The organism is Streptomyces sp. ERV7 (genome assembly GCF_001653515.1).
GTDB lineage: Bacteria > Actinomycetota > Actinomycetes > Streptomycetales > Streptomycetaceae > Streptomyces.
The window spans coordinates 202,820-220,437 of sequence record NZ_LYOY01000040.1 but is presented as its reverse complement, the minus strand read 5'-3'; the positions used below and the strand labels follow the sequence as shown (position 1 = coordinate 220,437).

At 70.0% G+C, this 17,618-nt stretch carries 19 protein-coding genes and 1 pseudogene; 11 read left to right on the top strand and 9 right to left on the bottom strand.

Annotation, left to right across the window (positions count from 1 at the left end):
- Positions 1-77 precede the first annotated feature (77 nt).
- Complete coding sequence (locus tag A8W25_RS34905; protein ID WP_234386472.1) at positions 78-209, top strand: DUF6126 family protein; 132 nt, start codon at positions 78-80, stop codon at positions 207-209.
- A gap of 273 nt (positions 210-482) precedes the next feature.
- Positions 483-1,469 (top strand): tryptophan--tRNA ligase, encoded by a 987-nt coding sequence (gene trpS, locus A8W25_RS15535; RefSeq protein WP_067161865.1) that lies wholly within the window; start codon positions 483-485, stop codon positions 1,467-1,469.
- Here the strand turns inward: trpS (A8W25_RS15535) and A8W25_RS15530 are convergent.
- Positions 1,466-1,840, bottom strand: coding sequence for an ATP-binding protein (locus A8W25_RS15530; RefSeq protein ID WP_067161862.1), 375 nt, complete (start codon positions 1,838-1,840; stop codon positions 1,466-1,468). The two genes, trpS (A8W25_RS15535) and A8W25_RS15530, sit on opposite strands and share 4 nt — an antisense overlap.
- A gap of 136 nt (positions 1,841-1,976) precedes the next feature.
- On the opposite strand from A8W25_RS15530, the gene A8W25_RS15525 reads away from it, so the two are divergent.
- Together A8W25_RS15525 and A8W25_RS15520 are read left to right on the top strand one after the other, a co-directional pair.
- Entirely contained in the window at positions 1,977-2,828 is an 852-nt protein-coding gene (locus A8W25_RS15525) for a helix-turn-helix domain-containing protein (protein ID WP_067161859.1), read from the top strand.
- Entirely contained in the window at positions 2,788-3,048 is a 261-nt protein-coding gene (locus A8W25_RS15520; protein WP_067161857.1) for a DUF397 domain-containing protein, read from the top strand. Before A8W25_RS15525 ends, A8W25_RS15520 begins: the two co-directional genes overlap by 41 nt.
- A 9-nt stretch (positions 3,049-3,057) precedes the next feature.
- Here the strand turns inward: A8W25_RS15520 and A8W25_RS15515 are convergent, their stop codons facing one another.
- Positions 3,058-4,026 carry an esterase/lipase family protein gene (locus tag A8W25_RS15515; RefSeq protein ID WP_067161854.1) on the bottom strand — a complete coding sequence of 323 codons (969 nt, stop codon included), beginning with the start codon at positions 4,024-4,026 and terminating at the stop codon, positions 3,058-3,060.
- Positions 4,027-4,238: 212 nt separating this feature from the next.
- Positions 4,239-4,847: a hypothetical protein gene (locus A8W25_RS15510; protein ID WP_158942559.1), complete on the bottom strand. Its 609-nt coding sequence runs from the start codon at positions 4,845-4,847 to the stop codon at positions 4,239-4,241.
- Between the two features lie 56 nt (positions 4,848-4,903).
- Between A8W25_RS15510 and A8W25_RS15505 the strand changes: the two genes are divergently transcribed.
- Complete coding sequence (locus tag A8W25_RS15505; RefSeq protein WP_079126108.1) at positions 4,904-6,877, top strand: FUSC family protein; 1,974 nt, start codon at positions 4,904-4,906, stop codon at positions 6,875-6,877.
- A gap of 7 nt (positions 6,878-6,884) precedes the next feature.
- Here the strand turns inward: A8W25_RS15505 and A8W25_RS15500 are convergent, their stop codons facing one another.
- Positions 6,885-7,553, bottom strand: coding sequence for a DUF4097 family beta strand repeat-containing protein (locus tag A8W25_RS15500; protein WP_067161866.1), 669 nt, complete (start codon positions 7,551-7,553; stop codon positions 6,885-6,887).
- A gap of 280 nt (positions 7,554-7,833) precedes the next feature.
- On the opposite strand from A8W25_RS15500, the gene A8W25_RS34900 reads away from it, so the two are divergent.
- Positions 7,834-7,965 (top strand): DUF6126 family protein, encoded by a 132-nt coding sequence (locus A8W25_RS34900; protein WP_234386472.1) that lies wholly within the window; start codon positions 7,834-7,836, stop codon positions 7,963-7,965.
- A 273-nt stretch (positions 7,966-8,238) separates the two neighbouring features.
- Entirely contained in the window at positions 8,239-9,225 is a 987-nt protein-coding gene (gene trpS, locus A8W25_RS15495; RefSeq protein ID WP_067161865.1) for a tryptophan--tRNA ligase, read from the top strand.
- On the opposite strand, the gene A8W25_RS15490 is transcribed toward trpS (A8W25_RS15495), so the two are convergent.
- Entirely contained in the window at positions 9,222-9,596 is a 375-nt protein-coding gene (locus A8W25_RS15490) for an ATP-binding protein (RefSeq protein WP_067161862.1), read from the bottom strand. The genes trpS (A8W25_RS15495) and A8W25_RS15490 overlap by 4 nt on opposite strands.
- Before the next feature lie 136 nt (positions 9,597-9,732).
- Between A8W25_RS15490 and A8W25_RS15485 the strand changes: the two genes are divergently transcribed.
- Positions 9,733-10,584: a helix-turn-helix domain-containing protein gene (locus tag A8W25_RS15485; RefSeq protein WP_067161859.1), complete on the top strand. Its 852-nt coding sequence runs from the start codon at positions 9,733-9,735 to the stop codon at positions 10,582-10,584.
- A complete protein-coding gene (locus A8W25_RS15480) occupies positions 10,544-10,804 on the top strand; it encodes a DUF397 domain-containing protein (RefSeq protein ID WP_067161857.1) in 261 nt (86 codons plus the stop codon). Before A8W25_RS15485 ends, A8W25_RS15480 begins: the two co-directional genes overlap by 41 nt.
- A 9-nt stretch (positions 10,805-10,813) precedes the next feature.
- Here the strand turns inward: A8W25_RS15480 and A8W25_RS15475 are convergent, their stop codons facing one another.
- On the bottom strand, positions 10,814-11,782 hold the full coding sequence (locus tag A8W25_RS15475) for an esterase/lipase family protein (RefSeq protein WP_067161854.1): 969 nt from the start codon (positions 11,780-11,782) through the stop codon (positions 10,814-10,816).
- 404 nt (positions 11,783-12,186) lie between these two features.
- On the opposite strand from A8W25_RS15475, the gene A8W25_RS15470 reads away from it, so the two are divergent.
- Together A8W25_RS15470 and A8W25_RS15465 are read left to right on the top strand one after the other, a co-directional pair.
- Entirely contained in the window at positions 12,187-13,245 is a 1,059-nt protein-coding gene (locus A8W25_RS15470) for a helix-turn-helix domain-containing protein (RefSeq protein WP_234386471.1), read from the top strand.
- Positions 13,246-13,619: 374 nt separating this feature from the next.
- Complete coding sequence (locus tag A8W25_RS15465) at positions 13,620-15,017, top strand: DHA2 family efflux MFS transporter permease subunit (protein WP_067164101.1); 1,398 nt, start codon at positions 13,620-13,622, stop codon at positions 15,015-15,017.
- A 14-nt stretch (positions 15,018-15,031) separates the two neighbouring features.
- On the opposite strand, the gene A8W25_RS15460 is transcribed toward A8W25_RS15465, so the two are convergent.
- The 3 genes and pseudogenes from A8W25_RS15460 to A8W25_RS15450 form a co-directional block, all read right to left on the bottom strand.
- Positions 15,032-15,571 (bottom strand): RICIN domain-containing protein, encoded by a 540-nt coding sequence (locus tag A8W25_RS15460; RefSeq protein ID WP_079126107.1) that lies wholly within the window; start codon positions 15,569-15,571, stop codon positions 15,032-15,034.
- A 136-nt stretch (positions 15,572-15,707) separates the two neighbouring features.
- Positions 15,708-16,214 carry a hypothetical protein gene (locus A8W25_RS15455; protein ID WP_107470747.1) on the bottom strand — a complete coding sequence of 169 codons (507 nt, stop codon included), beginning with the start codon at positions 16,212-16,214 and terminating at the stop codon, positions 15,708-15,710.
- 107 nt (positions 16,215-16,321) lie between these two features.
- Positions 16,322-17,585: pseudogene (locus tag A8W25_RS15450) on the bottom strand (MAB_1171c family putative transporter).
- Between the last annotated feature and the right edge of the window lie 33 nt (positions 17,586-17,618).

Below are 17,618 nucleotides of genomic sequence, written 5' to 3'. Positions count from 1 at the left end.
TGACATCAGGAGCCCGTCTCGGCCTCGGGCGGGCCCCGTACCCTGGACGGGACGCCCACCACCCGAGGAGCGCCCCTGTGGCCGAGGACACCGAGAAGAGCAAGGAACGCGGCATCGCGCTGCGCGCCGGGTTCTACATCTTCGGCACCCACCTCTTCGCCGGCTTCGTCTGGCTCCTCTTCTACGTGGGTGAGCACGCCCACAAGTAAGGAAGCAGGGAAGCGAGGAACGGCCGGAAGTCCCTCCCCTCGGGACCCGCGCCCCCCTTACACTCCTCGTATGACTTCCGTGCAGCAGCAGACGCAGATGCAGACGCATCTCAGCTGGTGGCGCTCCTCCTAGGAGCGGCCACCCCATCTGCACGCACGATCAAGGGCCGTTCGACACGGACGGCCCTTTCGCATGCCCGGACCCCTCTGGTCCCGGACCCCGGCCGTCCCCGACGACCGCCCGTCCACCGAACCCCCAGAGAGGCTCACCCCATGCCCAGCGCAGCGCCCCGCATCCTCACCGGCGACCGCCCCACCGGCCCCCTCCACCTCGGCCACTACTTCGGCACCCTCCACAACCGCGTCCGCCTCCAGAACGAAGGCGTGGAGCTGCTGCTCGTCATCCCGGACTACCAGGTGATCACCGACCGGGACGTCGCCGAGGACCTGGTCACCCATACCGAGAACCTTGTCGTCGACTACCTCGCCGCCGGATTCGACCCCACCCGCTCCACCGTCTTCACGCACAGCGCCGTCCCCGCCCTCAACCAGCTCCTCCTCCCCTTCCTCAGCCTCGTCTCCATCGCAGAGCTCGGCCGCAACCCCACCGTCAAGGACGAGATCGCGCACTCGCGCCAGTCGGCGGTCAGCGGCCTGATGTACACCTATCCCGTCCACCAGGCCGCCGACATCCTCTTCTGCAAGGCCGACCTCGTCCCCGTGGGCCAGGACCAGGTCCCCCACCTCGAACTCACCCGCACCATCGCCCGCCGCTTCAACGACCGTTACGGGCACGTCTTCCCGGAGCCCGAGGCGCTGCTCTCCGCAACGCCCCTCCTCCTCGGCACGGACGGCACCAAGATGAGCAAGAGCCGGGGCAACTCCATCCCCCTCGGCGCCACCCCCGACGAGACCGCCGCCCTCATCCGCCGCGCCACCACCGACGCGGACCGGCGCATCACCTACGACCCCGACAGCCGCCCCGGCGTCTCCGGCCTCGTCCAGCTCGCCGCCCTCTGCCAGGACCGCGACCCGCACGCCGTCGCCGCCGAGATCGGCGACGGCGGCGCCGCGGCGCTGAAGCGGACCGTCACCGAGGCCGTCAACACCTACCTCGCCCCGCTCCGGGCCCGCCGGGCCGAGTACGTCCGCGACCTCTCGTACGTACGAGAGGTCCTCCGCGAGGGCAACAAACGCGCCAACGCCATCGCGGAGGTGACGCTCGACGAGGTACGGGACGCGATGGGCGGCTTCCGCTAGCCCTCGCCCCGCGTGCCGCACTCGAACCACACCGTCTTCCCGCCCCACACGTGCGGCACGACCCCCCACCGGTCCGCCACCGTCGCCACAATGAGCAACCCCCGCCCTGATTCGGCCAGTTGGTCGGGGTGGACGGGCATCACGGGCAGCTTCGGGCAGTCGTCCGTGAGCTCCACCCGGAGTACGCCCGACCGCGCGAATATCACCACCTGGCACTGCCGGCCGGGCACATGGCGTACGACGTTCGCCATGAGCTCGGTCAGCGCCAGCTCGGCGTCGTCGGCCATCTCGGTCATCGACCAGTTGGCCAGATACTGGCGGAGGATCCGGCGTAAGTGCCGTGCGGAGTGGTCGCCCACGGTGAGGTTCATGCCGTAGCGCCCTCCAACTTCCGCCTCGGAAGAGTGAGTTGCGTGATTCACGCCACCAGGGTGCGGTCATCTGCTTACGCTCGGCTACGGGCCGAAAATTCAGGCCCACACATACGGTTGGGGGTGACCCTTCGTCATGGTCAACATCCGAGACCTCGATCCCAGCGCCTCACCGCTGGACTACTACGGTTCCGAGCTGCGCCGCAAGCGCGAAGCGGGCGGAATGACGCAGGAGCAGCTGGGCGCCAGCATCTTCTGCGCGGCATCGCTCGTCGGCCAGATCGAAACGGCGCGGAAGGTGCCGACCAGGGACATCTCCGAGCGCTTGGACGCGGCGCTCCTCACGGAGGGGTTCTTCGGGCGGTTGGTGGGGCTGGTGCTGCGCAGCCAGCTGCCGGTGTGGTTCCAGCAGTACGCGGAGATGGAGGCGAGGGCGGCATACATCTCGTCGTTCCACGCCCAGTTGGTGGATGGCCTGTTGCAGACCGAGGATTACGCGCGCGCCGTGCTCGGCGTCCGGGACGACGGCGACATCGACGCGCGCGTCGAAGCCCGCATGGAACGCCAACGGATCCTGGACCGCGAGACGCCCCCACTGATCTGGGTGGTCATGAGCGAGGCTGTTCTCCACCAGGAGATCGGCAGCGGCAAGGTCATGCGAGAGCAGCTTCAGCACCTGCTGGACCTGAACAGGAACCGGGAGTGGGTGAAGTTGCAGGTGCTGCCTTTCAAGGCTGGTCAGCACGCCGGCCTGATGGGCTCGTTCAACCTTCTGCGCTTCGATGATGACCCGGACTTGGTCTACACGGAGGACTTCATCTCGGGGCACATGACGGCCAACCCGCAAGCTATCAGGGAGGGTTCACTCCGTTACGATCACTTGCAGGCCGCCTCGCTCTCCGTGGAGGATTCGGCGGCACTGATCGCGCGCGTATTGGAGGAACGGTATGGGGACCAACCAGCACCTGACGGGCGCCGTCTGGCGTAAGTCGTCCTACAGTGGCGACACCGGTGGTCAGTGCGTCGAGTGCGCCCCCCTCGGCGCCGCCGCCTGGCAGAAGTCGTCGTACAGCGCAGACACCGGCGGCGAATGCGTAGAAATCGCCACCCAGCCCCACCGCATCGCCGTTCGCGACTCCAAGAACCCCGACGGCGGGGCCTTCACCATCAGCCCCGCCGCCTTCACCGCCTTCGTCCGGACCCTCTGACGGCTCCCGTCAGAGCAGCGGGCCCGTGACCGGCAGTACCACCTGGCACGGGATCGCCCGGGGATGCGCCGGGTCGAGCGCGTTCAGGACGTGCGTGAGCGCGATCGGGTCGTACGAGATCTCCGTGTGATCCGTACCGTCGAGCACGCACTGATCCTGCACGGTGATGTTGGTGACGTGCGGCCCGGCGGCCAGGAACGCCGACGTGTACGGGGTGGTGACCTCGTCGAACTTCGTCGCGATGTTCGTGTAGGTCACCCCCGGCACCGTCTCGCCGCCCGCGTTCAGCGCCTTGAGGAAGTCGGAGCCGACCTCCTGCTCCAGGCACGCGGGGCACGCCGGGCCGACGACGAACTCGTTCATGGGCTCCAGGATGTGGAGCGTGCGGCTGAGCTCGGTGAGGCCGTCAAGGGTCGTACCGTGGTGGGGAGTCGACAGCGCGACCAGGCGGTCGACCCTTCCCGTGCCGCCGAGGTTCTTGAGGTAGTAGCGCGAGGTCAGGCCGCCCTGGGAGTGGGCGACGAGGTCGACCTTGGGCGCGCCGGTCGCGGTCCGCACGCGCTCGACGAACGAGGCCAGCCCCGCCGCGCCCTCCTCCAGCTTGCCGGTGCCCTGGATCGGGGAAGTCGGGGTCGTACCGCCGTAGGTGAAGGCGAAGACGCAGTAGCCCTCGTTGGCGAGCAGCGGCGCCGCTCCCCGCCAGTTGTCGTTCATGCTCTCCATCGTTCCGTGCACCAGGACCACCGGGTTGGGGTGGGCCGTGGAGCGGCACGAGAAGTCGTTCGCCCCGGGCGGGGCCTCGCCGGGTTTGAGGAAACCGGCGAGGAAGCCTGAGCTGAAGTGGGTCTCCACGGGGAGCGTGGCGGCGGTTCCCGCCTCGGACGCTCCGGCCGGCGCCGCGCTCGCGGCGGCCAGACCGGTGACCGCCAGCGCGACCGTCGCACAGGCTCGGGAAATACGGGAAAGTGCAGCTCTCATGTCCGGTTCCGTCCCTGGTTCGCGGTTCTCTGGAATTCGACCAGGCGAAGCTAGGGTTCGTTTCGGGGGGCATGCAACGGATCTTTCGCCCTCTCGGGCAAGTCGTCAGACATATGCCAGGAACGGGAAAGGGGGCGGCGGGAAGTTGTCACCCAGGTGAGCACTCCGCCACTCGAAGGGTGCTGGAGCTGTAACTACCGGGCACGTCAGGGCTATTGACTGGTGAGTAACAACCGCTCATACTCGCAGCCATGGCCGGGCCATGGGCCGCTCTGCCGCGTAATCTTGCCGCCGAGCTGCGAAAAGAACAGCGCTCCACAGCGGCCGAGGTAATTCGACAGATAAGACAGCACGTGCCGGAATTCTCCCGGCCGCTGCACGGGAAATTCCGGCACGGAATCCAGATGGGAGTGGAAACCGCACTCGCCGAATTCGCGGACCTCGTGGAAGGCGGCGGCGACGTCCCGCCCGGTGACCGGGGCGAGGACCGGTGGCGGGTCTACTGGGTGCTGGGGCGCGGGGAGTTCGCCGAGGGCCGCAGCCTGGACGCGCTCCAGGCCGCGTACCGGCTGGGCGCCCGCGTCGCCTGGCGGCGCTACGCGCGCGCGGCGCGGCGGGCCGGGGTGGGGGCCGACCAGGTCGTGCTGCTCGCGGAGGCGGTGTTCGCGCACATCGACGAGATCTCCGCCATGTCGGTGCGCGGGTACGCCGAGGCGCAGGCCGACAAGGCGGCAGGTGAAGGCCGGGCCCAAAAGGGGCGCGGGGAACTGCGCGACCAGCCGACCACCGGGCCGCACGTGAAGTACCGGGCGAAGATCCATTGTGTACGGGCGCCCCGCCCGAAACGTCCCATTCACCGTGATCGCATACTGATGCCATGCGCGCACAGCCAAACGTGGACAACGCCCCGGCCGGCCGGGGACGGGTGCGGCTGGCGCCGCCCGAGTGGCTGGTCAGCGGGCTGCGCCCACAGAGCACCCCGATCGTGTGGCCCGCAGTTGCCCGCGCCGGAATCGGCCTCGCGGCCCCCCTCGCCGTCGGCTTCGCCACCGACCAGCCCACGTACGGCGCACTCGTGTCCATGGGCGCCCTCTCCGGAGTCATCGGCGACACCGCCGACGCGTACCGGATGCGGGTCTTCAACATCGCCGTGCCGCAGCTCTTCGGCGCGATCGGCGTCACGCTCGGCACCCTGGTGTACGGCGAGGGCTGGCTCGCGGTCGCCGCGCTCACCCTGGTCGCCCTCGTCTCCGGAATGATCTCGTCCATCGGCGCCGTGGCCTCCGTGTCCGGGCTGCTGCTCCTGCTGAACGCGGTGGTCGGCGCCGGGCTGCCGATGCCGTCGCCGTGGTGGAAGGCGCCGCTGCTGCTCACCCTCGGCGGGCTCTTCGTCCTGCTGCTCACCCTGCTCGGCTGGCCGCTGCGCAACCGGGTCCCGGAGCGGGCGGCCGTCGCCGCGACCTACCGGGCGGTGGCCGATCTGCTGGAGGCGGCGGGCACCCCGGCGTACGACGCCAGACGGCAGACGGTCACGCAGTCGCTCAACACGGCGTACGACCTGGTGCTTGCGCGCCGCACCCGCGACCACGGACGGCGCAGCCCGCTGGTGCGGCTGCTGGCGCAGCTGAACGTGGTGATCCCGCTGGTGGAGGCGGCCCCGGCGGCGCATCTGAGGGGACGGCCGCTTCCGCCCGAGATCCCGTCCGCCGTACGGGAGTTGGCGACAGCGGTGGAGCAGGCGCGCACGGGCCCGGTGCCGGACCTGGCGCTCCCCGAGCCCGCCAAGCCGTCGGAGCGGGCGGTGGACGCGGCGCTGCGGCACGCGGCCGTGGTGGTCCACAAGCCCGACCCCGACCCGTACAACGTCGACGACCGGCTCGGGCGCCCGGCGGCGCTGCGGATCCGGCTGCGGCGGGGCACGCGCAACGTGCTGTTCTCGCAGGCGTCCTGGCGGTACGGGCTGCGGCTCGCGCTCTGCATCGGGCTCGCCCAGGCGCTGGTGTCGCTGGTGGCGGTGCCGCGCTCGTACTGGGTGGCGCTGACCGTCACGTTCGTCCTCAAGCCGGACTTCGGGTCGGTGTTCTCGCGCGCGGTGCTGCGGGCGCTGGGGACGGCGGTCGGCCTGGTCACGGCGGCGGCCGTGCTGGCGGAGGTGCCGCGCGGGTGGTGGGACGTGCCGGTGATGGTGGTGCTCGCGGCCCTGATCCCGGCGTTCTCGGCGAAGGGCTACGCCTTCCAGACGGCGGCGATCACCCCGGTGATCCTGCTCCTCTCCGACGTCCTGAACCACCAGGGTTTCGGCCTGGTGCTGCCGCGCCTGTGGGACAGCCTGATCGGCTGCGGGATCGCGCTGGTGGCGGGCTATCTGCTGTGGCCGGAGAGCTGGCACACCCGGATCGGGGACCGGCTGGCGGACGCGGTGGAGGAGGCGGCGGCGTACGTGGAGTGCGCGTTCGCCTCGGACGGCGAGGACCAGGGGGAACGGGTCCGGCGCCGCCGCCGCATCTACCGCGACCTGTCGGTGGTGCGCTCCGAGTTCCAGCGCGCCCTGACCGAGCCGCCGCCGACGGGGGCGCGGGCGGCGGCGTGGTGGCCGCTGGTGGTGGCGGTGGAGCGGATCGTCGACGCGACGACGGCGGGGCGGGTACGGGTCAACCACGGGGCGCCGCCTCCCCCCGCCTCCGAGGTCGCGGAGGCGGCGCGGGAGCTGCGCGCGCTGGCGGCCGGACTCCGGGCCTCCGCCACCCTGGTGGAGGTACGCGCGTCCCTGACGGGCCCGGAGGAGGGCGTACTCGGCCCCCTCCGCCAGGAGGTCCGAGCGGCCCGCGCGATCGCGTCCCCGTCCACCTGAAGCTGCCTCACAAGCTGCGCGCCGAGATGTCCCCGTACGACGTGGTCGCGTGGATGTCCAGCGTCTCCGCACCCCCGGCGTTCTTGAGCGCGTTCTCGATCCGGCCGTAGCCGGTGCCCGCGTCCAGGGACGCGGAGGCGCCCGCCGCGGCGCCGACCGCGATGTCGCCCGCCTGGGTGCGCAGCACCACCGTGCCGCGCGTCGCCTCGGTGATCCGGATGGCGCCCTTCTGGGTGCTGATCTCGGCGGGGCCGCCGAGGCGGCCGACCAGGACGTCACTGTCGTGGGCGGTGAGGCGGACGCTCGCGGCCTCGTCGATCTTGACCGTGCCGTACGCGCCGTCGAAGGTGACGTCACCGAACCGTCCGACGGCCCGGAACTCGGTGGCCGCCGCCGTCACCTCGACGTGGGAGCCGGTGGGCAGCTGGACCGTCACCTCGACGGAACCGGAGTTCCCGAGGACCCGGTTCTTCGCCGACGGGGCATCGACCCGCAGGACGCCGTCGACGTATCCGACCGTGGTGAGCTCGGCCGCCTTCACGTCGCGGCTCTTGGAGGCGTTCGCGGGGCGGATCTCGACCGTGGTGTCCGCCCGGTCGGCGGCGATGAACTGGACGCGCCCGGCGGGGATGTCGAGAACGGCGGAGATCGGGGCGGTGGTGATGAACTTCTGCAAGGTGCTGTCCTTCAGCTCGTCGTTTCTGATGAGCGAAAAGCTACGTTGCGTTCGAAGATCTGGCAACACAATCGTTGCGCGGGAGCGGCATTTCAGCAGCTCACAGCCACATTTTCATTGCAATGGATCTGAATCTAATGCAACATTCGACATGGTGTCGTTGCAATGGGTCGAGAGTGAACGCTATGCCGGGGCACCTGAAGTGACATCAGGAGCCCGTCTCGGCCTCGGGCGGGCCCCGTACCCTGGACGGGACGCCCACCACCCGAGGAGCGCCCCTGTGGCCGAGGACACCGAGAAGAGCAAGGAACGCGGCATCGCGCTGCGCGCCGGGTTCTACATCTTCGGCACCCACCTCTTCGCCGGCTTCGTCTGGCTCCTCTTCTACGTGGGTGAGCACGCCCACAAGTAAGGAAGCAGGGAAGCGAGGAACGGCCGGAAGTCCCTCCCCTCGGGACCCGCGCCCCCCTTACACTCCTCGTATGACTTCCGTGCAGCAGCAGACGCAGATGCAGACGCATCTCAGCTGGTGGCGCTCCTCCTAGGAGCGGCCACCCCATCTGCACGCACGATCAAGGGCCGTTCGACACGGACGGCCCTTTCGCATGCCCGGACCCCTCTGGTCCCGGACCCCGGCCGTCCCCGACGACCGCCCGTCCACCGAACCCCCAGAGAGGCTCACCCCATGCCCAGCGCAGCGCCCCGCATCCTCACCGGCGACCGCCCCACCGGCCCCCTCCACCTCGGCCACTACTTCGGCACCCTCCACAACCGCGTCCGCCTCCAGAACGAAGGCGTGGAGCTGCTGCTCGTCATCCCGGACTACCAGGTGATCACCGACCGGGACGTCGCCGAGGACCTGGTCACCCATACCGAGAACCTTGTCGTCGACTACCTCGCCGCCGGATTCGACCCCACCCGCTCCACCGTCTTCACGCACAGCGCCGTCCCCGCCCTCAACCAGCTCCTCCTCCCCTTCCTCAGCCTCGTCTCCATCGCAGAGCTCGGCCGCAACCCCACCGTCAAGGACGAGATCGCGCACTCGCGCCAGTCGGCGGTCAGCGGCCTGATGTACACCTATCCCGTCCACCAGGCCGCCGACATCCTCTTCTGCAAGGCCGACCTCGTCCCCGTGGGCCAGGACCAGGTCCCCCACCTCGAACTCACCCGCACCATCGCCCGCCGCTTCAACGACCGTTACGGGCACGTCTTCCCGGAGCCCGAGGCGCTGCTCTCCGCAACGCCCCTCCTCCTCGGCACGGACGGCACCAAGATGAGCAAGAGCCGGGGCAACTCCATCCCCCTCGGCGCCACCCCCGACGAGACCGCCGCCCTCATCCGCCGCGCCACCACCGACGCGGACCGGCGCATCACCTACGACCCCGACAGCCGCCCCGGCGTCTCCGGCCTCGTCCAGCTCGCCGCCCTCTGCCAGGACCGCGACCCGCACGCCGTCGCCGCCGAGATCGGCGACGGCGGCGCCGCGGCGCTGAAGCGGACCGTCACCGAGGCCGTCAACACCTACCTCGCCCCGCTCCGGGCCCGCCGGGCCGAGTACGTCCGCGACCTCTCGTACGTACGAGAGGTCCTCCGCGAGGGCAACAAACGCGCCAACGCCATCGCGGAGGTGACGCTCGACGAGGTACGGGACGCGATGGGCGGCTTCCGCTAGCCCTCGCCCCGCGTGCCGCACTCGAACCACACCGTCTTCCCGCCCCACACGTGCGGCACGACCCCCCACCGGTCCGCCACCGTCGCCACAATGAGCAACCCCCGCCCTGATTCGGCCAGTTGGTCGGGGTGGACGGGCATCACGGGCAGCTTCGGGCAGTCGTCCGTGAGCTCCACCCGGAGTACGCCCGACCGCGCGAATATCACCACCTGGCACTGCCGGCCGGGCACATGGCGTACGACGTTCGCCATGAGCTCGGTCAGCGCCAGCTCGGCGTCGTCGGCCATCTCGGTCATCGACCAGTTGGCCAGATACTGGCGGAGGATCCGGCGTAAGTGCCGTGCGGAGTGGTCGCCCACGGTGAGGTTCATGCCGTAGCGCCCTCCAACTTCCGCCTCGGAAGAGTGAGTTGCGTGATTCACGCCACCAGGGTGCGGTCATCTGCTTACGCTCGGCTACGGGCCGAAAATTCAGGCCCACACATACGGTTGGGGGTGACCCTTCGTCATGGTCAACATCCGAGACCTCGATCCCAGCGCCTCACCGCTGGACTACTACGGTTCCGAGCTGCGCCGCAAGCGCGAAGCGGGCGGAATGACGCAGGAGCAGCTGGGCGCCAGCATCTTCTGCGCGGCATCGCTCGTCGGCCAGATCGAAACGGCGCGGAAGGTGCCGACCAGGGACATCTCCGAGCGCTTGGACGCGGCGCTCCTCACGGAGGGGTTCTTCGGGCGGTTGGTGGGGCTGGTGCTGCGCAGCCAGCTGCCGGTGTGGTTCCAGCAGTACGCGGAGATGGAGGCGAGGGCGGCATACATCTCGTCGTTCCACGCCCAGTTGGTGGATGGCCTGTTGCAGACCGAGGATTACGCGCGCGCCGTGCTCGGCGTCCGGGACGACGGCGACATCGACGCGCGCGTCGAAGCCCGCATGGAACGCCAACGGATCCTGGACCGCGAGACGCCCCCACTGATCTGGGTGGTCATGAGCGAGGCTGTTCTCCACCAGGAGATCGGCAGCGGCAAGGTCATGCGAGAGCAGCTTCAGCACCTGCTGGACCTGAACAGGAACCGGGAGTGGGTGAAGTTGCAGGTGCTGCCTTTCAAGGCTGGTCAGCACGCCGGCCTGATGGGCTCGTTCAACCTTCTGCGCTTCGATGATGACCCGGACTTGGTCTACACGGAGGACTTCATCTCGGGGCACATGACGGCCAACCCGCAAGCTATCAGGGAGGGTTCACTCCGTTACGATCACTTGCAGGCCGCCTCGCTCTCCGTGGAGGATTCGGCGGCACTGATCGCGCGCGTATTGGAGGAACGGTATGGGGACCAACCAGCACCTGACGGGCGCCGTCTGGCGTAAGTCGTCCTACAGTGGCGACACCGGTGGTCAGTGCGTCGAGTGCGCCCCCCTCGGCGCCGCCGCCTGGCAGAAGTCGTCGTACAGCGCAGACACCGGCGGCGAATGCGTAGAAATCGCCACCCAGCCCCACCGCATCGCCGTTCGCGACTCCAAGAACCCCGACGGCGGGGCCTTCACCATCAGCCCCGCCGCCTTCACCGCCTTCGTCCGGACCCTCTGACGGCTCCCGTCAGAGCAGCGGGCCCGTGACCGGCAGTACCACCTGGCACGGGATCGCCCGGGGATGCGCCGGGTCGAGCGCGTTCAGGACGTGCGTGAGCGCGATCGGGTCGTACGAGATCTCCGTGTGATCCGTACCGTCGAGCACGCACTGATCCTGCACGGTGATGTTGGTGACGTGCGGCCCGGCGGCCAGGAACGCCGACGTGTACGGGGTGGTGACCTCGTCGAACTTCGTCGCGATGTTCGTGTAGGTCACCCCCGGCACCGTCTCGCCGCCCGCGTTCAGCGCCTTGAGGAAGTCGGAGCCGACCTCCTGCTCCAGGCACGCGGGGCACGCCGGGCCGACGACGAACTCGTTCATGGGCTCCAGGATGTGGAGCGTGCGGCTGAGCTCGGTGAGGCCGTCAAGGGTCGTACCGTGGTGGGGAGTCGACAGCGCGACCAGGCGGTCGACCCTTCCCGTGCCGCCGAGGTTCTTGAGGTAGTAGCGCGAGGTCAGGCCGCCCTGGGAGTGGGCGACGAGGTCGACCTTGGGCGCGCCGGTCGCGGTCCGCACGCGCTCGACGAACGAGGCCAGCCCCGCCGCGCCCTCCTCCAGCTTGCCGGTGCCCTGGATCGGGGAAGTCGGGGTCGTACCGCCGTAGGTGAAGGCGAAGACGCAGTAGCCCTCGTTGGCGAGCAGCGGCGCCGCTCCCCGCCAGTTGTCGTTCATGCTCTCCATCGTTCCGTGCACCAGGACCACCGGGTTGGGGTGGGCCGTGGAGCGGCACGAGAAGTCGTTCGCCCCGGGCGGGGCCTCGCCGGGTTTGAGGAAACCGGCGAGGAAGCCTGAGCTGAAGTGGGTCTCCACGGGGAGCGTGGCGGCGGTTCCCGCCTCGGACGCTCCGGCCGGCGCCGCGCTCGCGGCGGCCAGACCGGTGACCGCCAGCGCGACCGTCGCACAGGCTCGGGAAATACGGGAAAGTGCAGCTCTCATGTCCGGTTCCGTCCCTGGTTCGCGGTTCTCTGGAATTCGACCAGGCGAAGCTAGGGTTCGTTTCGGGGGGCATGCAACGGATCTTTCGCCCTCTCGGGCAAGTCGTCAGACATATGCCAGGAACGGGAAAGGGGGCGGCGGGAAGTTGTCACCCAGGTGAGCACTCCGCCACTCGAAGGGTGCTGGAGCTGTAACTACCGGGCACGTCAGGGCTATTGACTGGTGAGTAACAACCGCTCATACTCGCAGCCATGGCCGGGCCATGGGCCGCTCTGCCGCGTAATCTTGCCGCCGAGCTGCGAAAAGAACAGCGCTCCACAGCGGCCGAGGTAATTCGACAGATAAGACAGCACGTGCCGGAATTCTCCCGGCCGCTGCACGGGAAATTCCGGCACGGAATCCAGATGGGAGTGGAAACCGCACTCGCCGAATTCGCGGACCTCGTGGAAGGCGGCGGCGACGTCCCGCCCGGTGACCGGGGCGAGGACCGGTGGCGGGTCTACTGGGTGCTGGGGCGCGGGGAGTTCGCCGAGGGCCGCAGCCTGGACGCGCTCCAGGCCGCGTACCGGCTGGGCGCCCGCGTCGCCTGGCGGCGCTACGCGCGCGCGGCGCGGCGGGCCGGGGTGGGGGCCGACCAGGTCGTGCTGCTCGCGGAGGCGGTGTTCGCGCACATCGACGAGATCTCCGCCATGTCGGTGCGCGGGTACGCCGAGGCGCAGGCCGACAAGGCGGGCGCGCTCGGGCGGCGGCGCCACCATCTGCTCGGGCGGATCGTGTCGGGCGCGACCGCGTCCGCACTCGAACAGGCGGCGGTGACGGCGGCTTGGACCCTGCCGGACACTGTGGCGTGTGTCGCGCTCGGACCGCCCGCCGAGCGCGACCGCACCCATCGCAGGCTGCCTCCGGCGGTGCTGGCCGACCTGGACAGTCCGGAGCCGTATCTGCTGGTCCCGGACCCGGAGACGGCCTTCGACGACCAGGCGTTCGCGGGGGCGCTGGATGTGCGCGGGGCGGTGGTCGGGCCGACCGTGCCGCTCGCCATGGCGGCGGACTCGCTGCGCTGGGCGCGCACGCTGCTCGCGCGGCTCGAACAGCCGGCGGGGATCGTCCGCTGCGAGGAGCGGCTGCCGGAGCTGCTGCTCCTCGGGGATCAGCCGCTGGTCAGACTCTTCACCGACCGGCGCCTTCGGCCGCTCGACGACCTCACCCCGAAACAGGCCACCCGGCTCGCCACCACGCTGCTGGTGTGGCTCCAGTCCCATCGGGGCAGCGCTCCCGAGGTGGCGGAGCGGCTTGAGCTGCACCCGCAGACCGTACGGCAGCGCTTGCGCCGTATCGAGGAGCTCTTCGGGGCCGCGCTCGACGACCCGGACGCCCGCTTCGAACTCGAAGTGGCCCTGCGATTCCGATTGTTGGGTTCGGCGTCCGGCGTGTCCGGGGCGCGACCGCCCGCGATCCCGTAACGTCTCCCGGTCGCTCCGCGCGACGGATCGTTTCCGCGCGGTGCCCCCCGTACGGCCCCCTACGTCACTCACGTGGCGGAACCTTTCACCTCCACTTAGCGTGATGAAGGGCGCGTATCCCCCGTAAGGAGACGTACGCCATGGGTCGTCACACCAAGGACGCCGTCGAAGAGGGCAGGGCGGAACGGATCGCCGCCGCTTCGGCACCGGAGGAGAGCGCCGAAGCGGCGGCCGGGGCGAGTCCCGACGGACAGCCGCTGCGCGGCGGGGGCGCGGCCACGGCCGCCGCCGCTGCCGCCGGGGGCACCGGCCACCAGGGCGCCGCCCACGAACACCGCTGGCTGGTCCTCGCGGTCATCGGCGTCGCCCAGCTCATGGTGGTGCTCGACGCCACCATCGTGAACATCGCTCTGCCCTCCGCGCAGAGCGATCTCGGCTTCAGCGACGGCAACCGCCAGTGGATCGTCACCGCGTACGCCCTGGCCTTCGGCTCCCTGCTGCTGCTCGGCGGCCGGGTCGCGGACCTGGTGGGCCGCAAGGCCGTCTTCCTGACCGGCCTCATCGGCTTCGCCGTGGCCTCCGCGATCGGCGGCGCGGCGCCCAGCTTCACGGTCCTGGTCATCGCCCGCGCCCTCCAGGGCGTCTTCGGCGCGCTGCTCGCACCGGCCGCGCTCTCCCTGCTCACCACGACGTTCACCGACCCGAAGGAGCGCGCCAAGGCCTTCGGGATCTACGGCGCCATCGCGGGCACCGGCGGCGCGGTGGGCCTGCTGCTCGGCGGTCTGCTCACCGAGTACCTCAACTGGCGCTGGTGCCTGTACGTGAACCTGATCTTCGCGGCGATCGCCTTCCTCGGCGCGCTGCGCCTGCTCCACCCCGGAGCCCCGGCCGACCGCCCGAAGCTCGACATCCCCGGCACGCTGCTGGTCTCGGCGGGTCTGTTCTGCATCGTCTACGGCTTCTCCAACGCCGAGAAGCACTCCTGGAGTTCACCGCAGACCTGGGGCTTCCTCGCGGCGGGCGGGGTCCTGCTGGTCGCCTTCGTCCTGTGGCAACTGCGCGCCACGCACCCGCTGCTGCCGCTGCGGGTGGTCCTCGACCGGGACCGGGGCGCCTCGTTCCTCGGCATGTTCGTCTCCGGCGCCGGGATGTTCGGCGTGTTCCTCTTCCTCACGTACTACCTGCAACAGGTGCTGCGCTACTCGCCCGTGAAGACCGGACTCGCCTTCATACCCATGGTCGTGGTCATGATCGTGTCCTCGGTGATCGCGCAGAACAGGTTCGTGCCGAAGATGGGCGCCAAGCCGATCGTGCCGCTGGGCATGGGCCTCGGCGCGGCGGGGCTGGTGTGGATGACGGCCCTGGACGTCGACAGCACATACGCGCCGCACGTCCTGCCGCCCCTCCTGGTGCTGGGCTGCGGCATGGGCCTGATCTTCGCCCCGGCGATGAACCTGGCCACGGCCGGGGTCGCCGCCCATGACGCGGGCGTGGCCTCCGCGATGGTCAACACCAGCCAGCAGGTCGGCGGTTCGGTGGGCACCTCGCTCCTGAACACCCTGGCCACCAGCGCCGCCTCCAGCTATCTGGTGGGCAAGCAGCCGACCCCGCAGGTCCTCGCCAAGGCCCAGCTGCACAGCTACGCCACCGCCTACTGGTGGTCGGCGGGCTTCTTCGCCCTCGGCCTGCTGCTCACGGTCGTCCTCTACCGCAAGGGCCCGCCCCATCCGCACCCGACGGAGGGCGGAGACGCGGGCCCGATCCACATGTGACGTGCGGCGGCAGGTCAGGCGACGCGCATCCAGTGCTGGTCACGGTTGTCGTTGCAGTCCCAGAGGATGACCGGGGTCTCGTTGCCGGTGTTGCCGTTCAGGGCACCGACGCACTTGTTGCCGGAGTCGTTCTTCCAGGCGGCGTAGCTGCGGAGGTTGGAGTACCGCGGGTCGCTCGACACCTTGTCGATGAACCAGAGCTGGTCGGGGTTGCCGTTGCAGTCCCAGCCGACGATGTTCGTGCCGTTGTCGGTCGAACCCTGCCAGGTGCCGAGACACTGGCCGTAGCCGTTCTTGATCTCGTAGTAGGCGCCGTTGCCGTCGTCGGCCTTCATTTCGGCGTGCCACTGCTGGTCGGGGTTGTGGTTGCAGTTCCACAGGATCCCGAGGACCTGGTACTCCTTGGCCATGTCGATGGCCAGGCAGCGGTTGCTGTTCTGGTTGACGAACTCGCTCGTGGAGCTGGCCGAAGCCGTCCCCGCGGTCGAGAGCGCCGCCCCGGCGGTCATCGCCAGAGCCGATGCGGCGATGGCCGCCGTCCTGAGAACGCGCATGTTTCCCCCGATCGTCGAGCGGGCCGTCCTTCGACCCGCTCGACGATCTTGACGGCACCCGCCAACAACTGAATAACAGCTCACTCACAGCGGGCGTTCACCGCGCGCACAGACGCCCCGGCGCCCTTGGCCGTCCTCAGACGAACAGGAACCCCGTCGCCGTGGCCGCGCCCAGCGCCGCGCCCGCCACCGTCTGGGCCACCGTGTGATAGCTCAGGGCCACCCGCGACCAGCACACGGCGACGGTCACTGCGTAGCCGAGCAGCCACAGCGGCTGGTGCTGGACGGCGGCGAGCAGGGCCACCACCGCCGACGCCACCGACGCGTCCACCGAGATCTTCCAGACCGTGTTCACCGTGAGCAGCCCGATCGTCATCACCCACAGCCCGAGCATCGCCGTGAGGATGCCGACGGGCGCGTCCCCGAGGACCATGACGAGCGAGCCGGTGCCGATCGAGCCGAGGATGACGAAGAAGATCGGCGCCCGCTTCGTACGGTCGACCACATGCCGGTCGCCCCAGGTGCCGCGCCCGCGCTCCCACTCGATGTAGCCGGCCGGGATCAGCCCCGCGCACAGCGCCCCGAGGAACCCCCACAGCAGCCCGGTCCAGTCGCCCGCCGCCGCGAACCCGATGCCGAGCATGCCGGCCAGGAGGCAGTTGCGGGGCTGCAGGACGTTGGTGACGGCGAGGGCGACGGGGCGCCGGGCGGGGTCGTCGAGCCCGGCGGTGCGGCTCTCGATGGTGCCGGTCACGCGGTGGCCTCCTGAGCGTCCTGAGCACCGGCCCGCGTCGACGCCAGCACCTGGCGGGCCCGGTCGTGCCCGATCGTCTTGTACGCGGACGCCACCCGCACCAGCCAGGCGACCTCGCCGTCCTGGTCCGTGGCGTGCTGCGGCTCGATGGCGGCGGCCCGGCCCGCGGGAGCCCCGTCGGCCTTGGCGGCGAGCGCGGCCTTGATCCAGTGCGCGTCGGCGAGGGGTCCGGTCGCCTCGCTCCCGGCGGCCCGCTTGGCGGCGTCCAGGAGCTCGTCCGGAACGTAGTGGCGCAGCTTCTCCACCGCGTCCGCGATGTCCGCCGCCCACCGGTCGATCCGCAGGTCGGCCGGGGTGTCGAAGCGCGTCAGCTCACGTACGAGCGAGGCGGGCGGCTCGAACGGCTGGTCCGGGAACGCCGTCATCAGCTCGTACCAGAGCGGGTGCAGCCGCGCCTGCGCCCGCCGCCCGCCACAGCCGCACCCGGCGCCAGCCCTTGTGGCACGCGGGAATGGACGCGCCGAGCGCGAAGAACGCGAACAGCACGATCTGCGAGGCCTCGGTGATCTCGTCGAAGCGCAGCGCGAACGACTTGCTCGGCCGGTCGATCACGCTCACCCACAGGAACAGCGTCCGGCTGAGGGTGTAGGCCACGCCGATGAACATGGCGAAGGTCATCATCCCCAGCCCGAGGCGCAGATGGCGCACCTTCGCGTTGCCGGTGGCCAGCGCCCACTGGTAGGCGCAGACGGCCGAGGAGGCGCCCAAGTACAGATAGAACACGCTCATGTAGAGCGTCGCGCCCCACTGGCCCGCGTGGTCGGAGACGAAGCGGTCGGAGGGCACGGAACGGTCGACGACCGTGAAGAACAGCACGGTCAGCAGGACCAGCGTGGCCGCGGACGCCTTGGCGGCGACCCGCTGCACGGTCCGCGCGAACCGCACGTGCCGGGGGACGGCGCCCTCGTCCGGGAAGTGGCCGTAGATCGCCACGATGTAGCTGAGGATCGCCAGGATGGCGATGGTGGCGGTGTAGTGCTTGATGAGGACGGCGAGGTCGGTGACCTCACTGTCGTTGAGTGTGATCCGTACGATCTTGGTCTTCGTCCACAGGGCGACGGCGAACCCGGCGTAACAGCCCCACAGGGCGCGGCGGCGTCTGTCCTCCTCGTCGCCCCACAGGGCGGCGGGCATACGCCACAGGGCGACGGCGGTCATCAGCGCGGCTATGAGATAGCCGGCGAGGTCGAGGGGGCTCACGGGTTCCTTCAAGCGGGGGGACGGGGAGGAGTT

Excerpts from the sequence above, each read along its gene's own strand:
- A8W25_RS15530 (WP_067161862.1), bottom strand. The coding sequence starts at position 1,840 with ATGAACCTCACCGTGGGCGACCACTCCGCACGGCACTTACGCCGGATC.
- A8W25_RS15485 (WP_067161859.1), top strand. The coding sequence starts at position 9,733 with ATGGTCAACATCCGAGACCTCGATCCCAGCGCCTCACCGCTGGACTAC.
- A8W25_RS15505 (WP_079126108.1), top strand. The coding sequence starts at position 4,904 with ATGCGCGCACAGCCAAACGTGGACAACGCCCCGGCCGGCCGGGGACGG.
- A8W25_RS15490 (WP_067161862.1), bottom strand. The coding sequence starts at position 9,596 with ATGAACCTCACCGTGGGCGACCACTCCGCACGGCACTTACGCCGGATC.
- trpS (WP_067161865.1), top strand. The coding sequence starts at position 8,239 with ATGCCCAGCGCAGCGCCCCGCATCCTCACCGGCGACCGCCCCACCGGC.
- A8W25_RS15520 (WP_067161857.1), top strand. The coding sequence starts at position 2,788 with ATGGGGACCAACCAGCACCTGACGGGCGCCGTCTGGCGTAAGTCGTCC.
- A8W25_RS15470 (WP_234386471.1), top strand. The coding sequence starts at position 12,187 with ATGGGAGTGGAAACCGCACTCGCCGAATTCGCGGACCTCGTGGAAGGC.
- A8W25_RS15460 (WP_079126107.1), bottom strand. The coding sequence starts at position 15,571 with ATGCGCGTTCTCAGGACGGCGGCCATCGCCGCATCGGCTCTGGCGATG.
- A8W25_RS15510 (WP_158942559.1), bottom strand. The coding sequence starts at position 4,847 with ATGGATCTTCGCCCGGTACTTCACGTGCGGCCCGGTGGTCGGCTGGTC.
- A8W25_RS15525 (WP_067161859.1), top strand. The coding sequence starts at position 1,977 with ATGGTCAACATCCGAGACCTCGATCCCAGCGCCTCACCGCTGGACTAC.
- A8W25_RS15455 (WP_107470747.1), bottom strand. The coding sequence starts at position 16,214 with ATGCTCGGCATCGGGTTCGCGGCGGCGGGCGACTGGACCGGGCTGCTG.
- A8W25_RS15475 (WP_067161854.1), bottom strand. The coding sequence starts at position 11,782 with ATGAGAGCTGCACTTTCCCGTATTTCCCGAGCCTGTGCGACGGTCGCG.
- A8W25_RS15480 (WP_067161857.1), top strand. The coding sequence starts at position 10,544 with ATGGGGACCAACCAGCACCTGACGGGCGCCGTCTGGCGTAAGTCGTCC.
- A8W25_RS15465 (WP_067164101.1), top strand. The coding sequence starts at position 13,620 with ATGGTGGTGCTCGACGCCACCATCGTGAACATCGCTCTGCCCTCCGCG.
- trpS (WP_067161865.1), top strand. The coding sequence starts at position 483 with ATGCCCAGCGCAGCGCCCCGCATCCTCACCGGCGACCGCCCCACCGGC.
- A8W25_RS15515 (WP_067161854.1), bottom strand. The coding sequence starts at position 4,026 with ATGAGAGCTGCACTTTCCCGTATTTCCCGAGCCTGTGCGACGGTCGCG.